Annotated in this window: 7 protein-coding genes; 5 read left to right on the top strand and 2 right to left on the bottom strand. The window is 69.2% G+C overall.

All coding sequences use genetic code 11. The features are described 5' to 3' along the window. Positions 1 to 53: 53 nt before the first annotated feature. Positions 54 to 1,790, bottom strand: coding sequence for an ABC transporter ATP-binding protein (locus tag ABZ420_RS19965; protein ID WP_357124614.1), 1,737 nt, complete (start codon positions 1,788 to 1,790; stop codon positions 54 to 56). Continuing rightward, positions 1,787 to 3,640, bottom strand: a complete 1,854-nt coding sequence (locus tag ABZ420_RS19970) for an ABC transporter ATP-binding protein (RefSeq protein ID WP_357124616.1) — start codon at positions 3,638 to 3,640, stop codon at positions 1,787 to 1,789. Before ABZ420_RS19970 ends, ABZ420_RS19965 begins: the two co-directional genes overlap by 4 nt. Before the next feature lie 437 nt (positions 3,641 to 4,077). Between ABZ420_RS19970 and ABZ420_RS19975 the strand changes: the two genes are divergently transcribed. From ABZ420_RS19975 to ABZ420_RS19995, 5 genes are all read left to right on the top strand, one after another. Beyond that, positions 4,078 to 4,272, top strand: a complete 195-nt coding sequence (locus ABZ420_RS19975; protein WP_357124619.1) for a hypothetical protein — start codon at positions 4,078 to 4,080, stop codon at positions 4,270 to 4,272. 131 nt (positions 4,273 to 4,403) lie between these two features. Then, positions 4,404 to 4,856: a TIGR03667 family PPOX class F420-dependent oxidoreductase gene (locus tag ABZ420_RS19980; protein WP_357124622.1), complete on the top strand. Its 453-nt coding sequence runs from the start codon at positions 4,404 to 4,406 to the stop codon at positions 4,854 to 4,856. A 5-nt stretch (positions 4,857 to 4,861) separates the two neighbouring features. Beyond that, a complete protein-coding gene (locus ABZ420_RS19985; RefSeq protein ID WP_357124624.1) occupies positions 4,862 to 5,443 on the top strand; it encodes a putative glycolipid-binding domain-containing protein in 582 nt (193 codons plus the stop codon). 61 nt (positions 5,444 to 5,504) lie between these two features. Beyond that, positions 5,505 to 6,434 (top strand): RluA family pseudouridine synthase, encoded by a 930-nt coding sequence (locus ABZ420_RS19990; RefSeq protein WP_357124627.1) that lies wholly within the window; start codon positions 5,505 to 5,507, stop codon positions 6,432 to 6,434. A gap of 177 nt (positions 6,435 to 6,611) precedes the next feature. Beyond that, positions 6,612 to 7,355, top strand: a complete 744-nt coding sequence (locus tag ABZ420_RS19995; protein WP_357124630.1) for a CPBP family intramembrane glutamic endopeptidase — start codon at positions 6,612 to 6,614, stop codon at positions 7,353 to 7,355. The last annotated feature ends 182 nt before the right edge of the window (positions 7,356 to 7,537 follow it).

Here is a 7,537-nt window from a genome sequence, read left to right on the forward strand (position 1 = left end):
ACGCCGCACCGCTCCCCCCCGCGGTGCGGCGTTTTCGTCGACCCGAAAAATTGCTAGGTCGCAACAGGTTCCAGATGCCAGCCCGCCGCGCGAGAGCGCTCGTTCCAGAACGCGGCGTAGCGGCCGTCGAGGGCGAGCAGTTCCGCGTGCGTACCGCGCTCCACGATCCGTCCACCGTCCACGAACAGGATCTGGTCGGCGTGGGCGATGGTGGCCAAGCGGTGCGCTACGACGATCACCGTCTTGTCCTTGGTGATCTCGTGCATCCCGCGTACCACGACCGCTTCGCTGTGCGGATCCAGCGCACTGGTCACCTCGTCCAGCAGCACGATCGGCGCGTCCTTCAGCAGCGCCCTGGCGATCGAGACGCGCTGGCGCTCACCGCCGGACAGCGCCGCGCCGCCCTCGCCGACCCGGGTGTCGAAACCGTCGGGAAGACGCTCGACGATCTCGTCGACCCTTGCCGCGGCCGCCGCGCGACGCACCTCGGCGTCATCGGCCTCCGGCCTGCCGATCCGGATGTTGTCGGCCACCGACCGATCGAACAGGTAAACGTTCTGGAAGACCAGCGACAACTGATCGAGCAGCGTCGCCGACGGCTGATCACGAACGTCGTGCTCGCCCACCACCACCCGGCCCGAATCCACGTCGTAGAAGCGGGCGGCCAAGCGCAGCAAGGTCGTCTTGCCCGCGCCGCTCGGCCCGACGATGGCCGTGGTGGTGCCCGCGGGCACGCTGAAGGTCACTCCCGACACCACCGGTTCACCGGGACGGTAGCCGAAACTCACGTCGTCGAAGACGACCGACGGCGTTCCCGGCGTGACCGGTGCCTCCGCCTCCGGCAGCACCGGTTCGTCGAGCAGTTCGGTGACGCGGTCGGCGGCCGAACCGGCCGAACGCAGCGCGCCGCCCAGCTGCGCGGCTTGATTGAGCGGCTCGATGAACCGCGAACTCACCGCGATGAGCGCGATCGCGACGGCAGCGGAGATGGCGCCGTCGGTCACCCGCGCCACCGCGACGTACACCAGTACCAGGAAAACCGCCTGCACGAAGAGGGCGAACAGAATCAGCCCCGGCACGCTGGCGAACACCATGCGCGACCCCGCCGAGCGCTGCCCTGCCAGGGCGGCGTCGAGCGCCCGGTTTCCCGAGCCCACCGCGCCGAACGCGCGCAGCACCGGCTGGGCCTGAGCGAATTCGATGACGCGCGAATCGGCTTCGGCCGCCGCCGCGTGCATGCGCTGGTCCGCGCTGGTGTAGGCGCGGTTGGCCAAGCCGTTCACCAGGTAGAGCACCGGCGCGGCGAGCAGCATGGCCAGCGCGATGCGCCAGTCGACCATCAGCATGCCGACCGCGACCGCGAGCGGGACGATGACACCGGTGAGGATCCTGGCCAGCAGATAGGCGACCAGGCCCTGCAACTCGCGCACGTTGTCGACCATCAGCCGCCCCAGCGGTCCGGCATCATGGGTCTCGAACCAGCCCAGGGGCAACGCGTTCAGATGGTCGCCGAGCCGAGTCTGCAATCCGCGCTGCATACCGATGCCGACACGCAACCCGATCGCCGCCTGCAGGTAACCGAACACCACCACGCCCGCGACGGCGGCGAGCATGCCGAGCGCCCATAGCCAGGCGCGCCCGAGGTCGTCGTCGAAAAGCGCCGTCAGCACCGGGACCAGCAGCAGATACGCCACGGCCTGACTGAGGGCCTGCGCCACGATGACGGCGAACAGTTTCGGGGTCAGGTGGGCGAATTCATCCGGAACCAACCCCAGCACCTTGCGAATCATCGGACACCCTCCGCACTGTCGACGAGGGCGATCCGGCCCAGCGCCGCTTCATTGATCTCCCACAACCGCTGATAGGCGCCGCCCGCGGTGACGAGACTCGCGTGATCACCCTGCTCGACCAGTCGTCCCCGTTCGAGCACCAGGATTCGATCCACCCCGGTGATGGTGTGCAACCGGTGCGCGATGACCAGCACCGTGCGGCCCGCGACCAGCACCGCCAGCGCGTCCTGCACCGCCGCTTCGGATTCCGGGTCCGCGAAGGCGGTCGCTTCGTCGAGTACGAGGACGGGGGTGTCCGCGAGCAGGGCCCGGGCGATGGAAAGCCGCTGAGCCTCGCCGCCGGACAGGGTCGCGTCGACGCCGAGCTCGGAGTCGTAGCCACGCGGCAGCGCCACGACGCGATCGTGGATCTGCGCGGCACGGGCGGCCCGCTCCAACGCCGCGTCGTCCGCGTCGGGCCGGGCCAGGCGCAGGTTCTCCCGGATGCTGCCGCGAATCAACCGCACGTCCTGGAAGACGAATCCGACCGTGCGGTAGAGCTCTTCGCTCGGGAAGTCGCGGACGTCGCGGCCACCGATGGTGATTCGGCCCGATCCCACCTCGTAGAAGCGCGGAAGCAGTTTGGCCAGCGTCGACTTGCCCGATCCGCTCGGGCCGACCAGCGCGGTGATGGTGCCGGGAGCGAGTTCCAGGTCGATGTCGCGCAGCACGTCGTGGCCGGAGCGATAGCCGAAGCCGACCCCTTCGAACCGGACCAGGCCTGCGGGCGCGGATGCCGGTTCGGCGGCCTCCGGAGCCCCGGTGCTCAGTTCGGGGGTTTGCTGAAGATCGTGCAGGCGCTGCGCGGCCACCGCGGCCGCCCGCAGCGCCTGCGCGCCGTAGCCGAGACTGAGCAACGAGCTGCCCAGCCCCAGGCCGACCAACAGGAACGGCAGCACATCCAGGGGCTCGACCCAGTCCAGGCCGACTGTCGCCAATCCGCCGAAGACAACGACCAGCATCACGAACACCGGGGTGACGACGATGTCGGAGGCCGCCTGCACCTTCAGGATCGGCATCTTCAGCCGGTGGACGCTGCGCGCCTGGTGCTCGACCGCGTCCTGGAACGCGCTGTGCGCCTTGCCCGCCTGGCCGAACGCGCGCACGACCTGGATGCCGTCGACGAATTCGATGGTCGCCTGCTTGGTGGCCTGTTCGGAACGCGTGTAGACCACGAAACGGTCCCGTCCGTCCCGGTCCATCATCCGGCTGTAGAGCACGGCGTACGCCAGGACCGGCAGCAGCAGTATTAAGGCGAGCCGCCATTCGACGGTGAACAGATACCCGAGGGTGATCAGCGGAACGGTGAGCGCGCCGACGAACTCCAGGCGCGCGTGCGCCACCAGGTAGTGCAGGGCCTCCACGTCGTCCTGCAGATACTTCTTCACCTCACCGGACGTGCGCTCGCCGAACCAGCCCAGCGGCACCCGGGTCAGCTTGGCCGCCAGTGCCCGGCGCACGGTGAGCTGATATCCGGCGTCGACCAGATGCGTCCAGGTCAGCGCGGCGGCTTGGAGCAGGGCGCGGGCCACCAGGACCAGCACCGCGATCGTCAGCAGGCGCCACACCCGATCGGTGTCCACCTGGTCTCGGAGCAGTTCGCGGCAGGCCTCCACGATCAGCACGAAGGGCACGACCGCGCACGCCGACGCGACGGCAATGATGACGCTCGCGACGGTCAACGGGCCGCGCACGGGCGCGAGAATCTCCTTGCGGGCCCGCGCCTCTTGCCGCTTGCGTTCTTTCAGCACCGTCTTCGGCGGCCGGTTTCCCGTCTGCGCCGCGGGCAGCGGCGCGACCTCTACCGTCATCTGGACCCTCGTCTCTCACCCTTGCGGCATCCGTCACTGGAATCGCCCCATCCTCACACAGGAACGCCCAGTAAGAAAGGTTAGCCTAAGTTACCTTGCCTCGTCCGGCCCGTCTTCATCGCTTCGCGCTCGATGCGTCGGCCCCTGGCAGATCCGGCCCCGCGCCCCGCGTGCTCGTCCGGCTCGCCGTCTCGTGGGGCAAACCCCGCGCCTCGTGTCGCGCAAGGGCATTGCGCCGGACACTCGGCGGCATACCGGCTGTTGTCCTTGCCGACTTATTTCGTCAATGTGTGAAAACTGTTCCGGACTCGCGGTTTTCGAACTCCCGACGCGTCGGGGAAGCCTCCGTGAACGGCGGCGCATCCTGGTCCGACAGCTCGTGCGCATCGCTGAATTCAACCGAAAGCGAACCCATCCGACGCGCAGGAGCATCGAATATGTATGGCACGGCGAATTTTGCGGTTCTTTCCGATTGCGCGAGAGATCCCGGCGAACTGACCGCGGGCCAAGCGCACACGGCCATGCAGGTGCACCTGGATTGCAACGTCGAATTGTGCCGGGTCCGGCGGCGCGCACGCAGGACGCTGGTCGAGGCTCGGCTGATGGTGCTCGACCAGCGGGCCACGCCGTAGTGGCGTTCGCGATGGACGCGCGGCGCTCGTGCCTCGGCTCGCCGGTGCGCACGGCGATGAACTCGCACGCACCGGAGTGGCTTGTGTGCGTGGAGCGGAATCGTCCCGGCGGCCGAGGTGTTGACCCTGCCATGACCGCAACGGCATCCGATCGATCCGCCACCCCCGTCGTGGATACCGAGACCGAATTCGGCGCGAAAGTCGCCGGACGACTCGACCGCGAGTCCGTTCTCTGGCTGACCACCGTCGGCCCCACCGGCACACCGCAGCCGAACCCCGTCTGGTTCCAGTGGCGCGACGGCGAGTTCCTGATCTTCAGCAAGCCCGGCCAGCCGAAGGTGCGCAACATCCAGCGCAACCCCCGGGTCTCGCTGAACCTCAACAGCACCGAGCACGGCGGCGACGTCGTCGTGCTCACCGGCACGGCGCGCGTGGTCGACCAACGCCCCGGCGCGGACGAGATCGACGCGTTCACGAAGAAGTACGCCGACGGCCTGCGCTCGATCGACCTGACCGACGAGCAGTTCTACGCCGAGTACTCGGTCGTGCTGCGCGTCACCCCGGACCGGCTGCGCGGATTCTGATCCCCATGATGTTCGAGCCGCCGCCGCCCACCGCCGCGTGGCGGCACCGCACCGCCCGCGAGGGATTCGAGGTGGCGTATTTCCGGGTCACCGAACTGGGCGTGCTGATCGACGGCTGCACGACGGCCGTCGAGGACGGCGCGGCATGGGTGGTGGACTACCGGATCGCGCTGGACACCGAATGGCGGACGTGCCGGGCGCAGGTGGGCGTGCGCAAACCGGGCGGCTGGAACACGCTGGTGCTGGAGTCCGACGGTGCGGGGTCCTGGCTGCTGGACGGCATGCCCGCGCCACTGCTCGACGGCTGCCTCGACGTGGACTTGGAATCCTCCGCGCTGACCAACGCCCTCCCGGTGCACCGGTCGGCGTGGGAGATCGGCGACGGCGCGGACGCCCCCGCGGCCTACGTGTACGCCTCCGGCGCCGCGGTGGCCCGGTTGGAACAGCGCTACGTCCGCATCGCCGACGGCGCGCACGGACCGCGGTTCCACTACGACGCCCCTGAGTTCGACTTCACCTGCACCCTGGGCTACGACAAGTCCGGCTTGGTGCTGGATTACCCGGGTATAGCGGTCCGCGCCCACTGAGCGCCCGGCGCGGCACGGCCTCGGTTATCCCTGATCCGGCCTGCGGTTAGGGTCGATACCGATGAGAAGGCGGCAACAACCGCCGTTGCCCAAGCGGCACGGCTTGGACCCGGCCCGGCTGCGACTACCGGAGCAGGGTCACTGGGCGACCATCCGGGACCACCTGGTGGAGCGCCTGCCCCGGGTGCCCGCGACGCGGATCGACGAACTGCTGCACGCGGGCGGCATAGTCGACCTCGACGGCCCGATCTCGCCCGAGGCAGCGTACGTGCCCGGCGGCGCGGTCTGGTTCCACCGCGATCTGCCCGAGGAGACGGTGGTCCCGTTCGACATCCCCGTCGTGCATCGCGACGACGACCTGCTCGTGGTGGACAAACCACACTTCCTCGCCACGATTCCGCGTGGTCAGCACATCTTGCAGACCGCGCTGGTGCGGCTGCGCCGGGAGCTGGACCTCCCCGACCTGATCCCGGCGCATCGGCTCGACCGCGTCACGGCGGGCCTGCTGCTGTTCGTGATCAACCCCGCCCGCCGCGGCGCGTACCAGACCATGTTCCACAAGCGCACCGTGCGCAAAGAGTACGAGGCGATCGCGCCGTTCGACCCCGCCCTCGAACTGCCCCGCGTGGTACGCAGCAGGATCATCAAGGAGAAGCACGTGCTCGCCGCGCAGGAGGTGCCGGGCGAACCCAACGCGGAGACCGAGATCGAACTGCTCGAGCACCGCGACGGTCTCGGCCGCTACCGGCTGCGCCCGCACACCGGCCGGACCCACCAGCTGCGCCTGCACATGAACAGCCTCGGCATTCCCATCCTCGGCGACGACTTCTACCCGGTGCTCACCGACAAGCCCGTCGACGACTTCACCAGGCCGCTCCAGCTGCTCGCCGCCTCGCTCGAGTTCACCGATCCGATCACTCGTGAGCCGCGCCGCTTCGAGACCACGCGCACCTTGCAGGCCTGGACTGATCCACAGGGGTGGGCGGGCTGACGACGCCCGGGATCACGCCGCACCCCTCGTTGGGCATCGTCGCCGACCGGGTGACGCTGGTGGCCCACGGAAACGGCGAGGACTCCGGCGGACCGCCCCGGTGGCGAGAAGTGATCGATCCAGCGATGACCCCGCGATGCGTAGCGAAGCAGGCATCGATTTGTAGACTTGGCCGAGATGTCTGAGCCGGCTCTAGCAGCACCGCCCCGCCCACGCCACGAAGTGCACGCCTACGTGGACGTCGCCGTCGTAGTGATCGTCCTGGCGGGCACCAATCTGATCGCGCACTTCACCACCGCGTGGGCGAGCATCCTGACGGTGCCGGTCGCGGCGCTCGCACTGCTCGCGCTGGTGCGCAGGCGCGGTCTCGGCTGGTCGGAACTGGGCCTTTCGCCCCGGCACTGGCGGCGCGGTTCGCGCTACGCGCTCGCCGCGGCGGCGCTGGTCCTCGCGGTCGTGGCGATCGGGGCGGCGCTACCGCTGACCCGACCCTTCTTCCTGGCCGATCGCTACGCGACCGTCTCCGGCGCGCTGGTCGCCTCGATGATCGTCATCCCGCTGCAAACCGTGATACCGGAGGAGCTGGCCTTTCGCGGCGTGCTGCACGGCACACTGCTTCGCGCCTACGGTGCGCGGGGCGTCTTCGCGGCGGGCTCGCTCTTGTTCGGTCTCTGGCATATCGCGTCCTCCTTCGGTCTCACCTCGGGCAACCGCGGTCTGAGCGGAGTCGTCGGCGGCGGCGTCGCGGGACAGGTCATCGGGATCCTGCTCGCCGTCCTCGCGACAGCCGCGGCGGGCGTGGTGTTCACCTGGCTGCGCCAGCGCAGTGGAAGCCTGCTCGCTCCGATCGCCCTGCACTGGTCGGTCAACGGCGCGGGAGCCTTGGCGGCCGCCATCGTGTGGCACACCACGCTGAGCTGAGCTGAATCGTTTTCCAGCGCCGTGTTGGTTTTCCAGCGCCTGCGGCGCTGGGTGTTCGCGGCCCCTTTGTGGCTCGCGCGTTTGCGCGGCCGCCGCTGGCGACTTCGTCGCGGACGCGGCGGCCGCGCAAACGCGAGCCGGGCCGCGAACGGCGGATGCTCGGTCTCGCTTCGCTCGGAACC

Origin of the sequence: Nocardia sp. NPDC005745 (genome assembly GCF_040630775.1) — a bacterium.
GTDB lineage: Bacteria > Actinomycetota > Actinomycetes > Mycobacteriales > Mycobacteriaceae > Nocardia.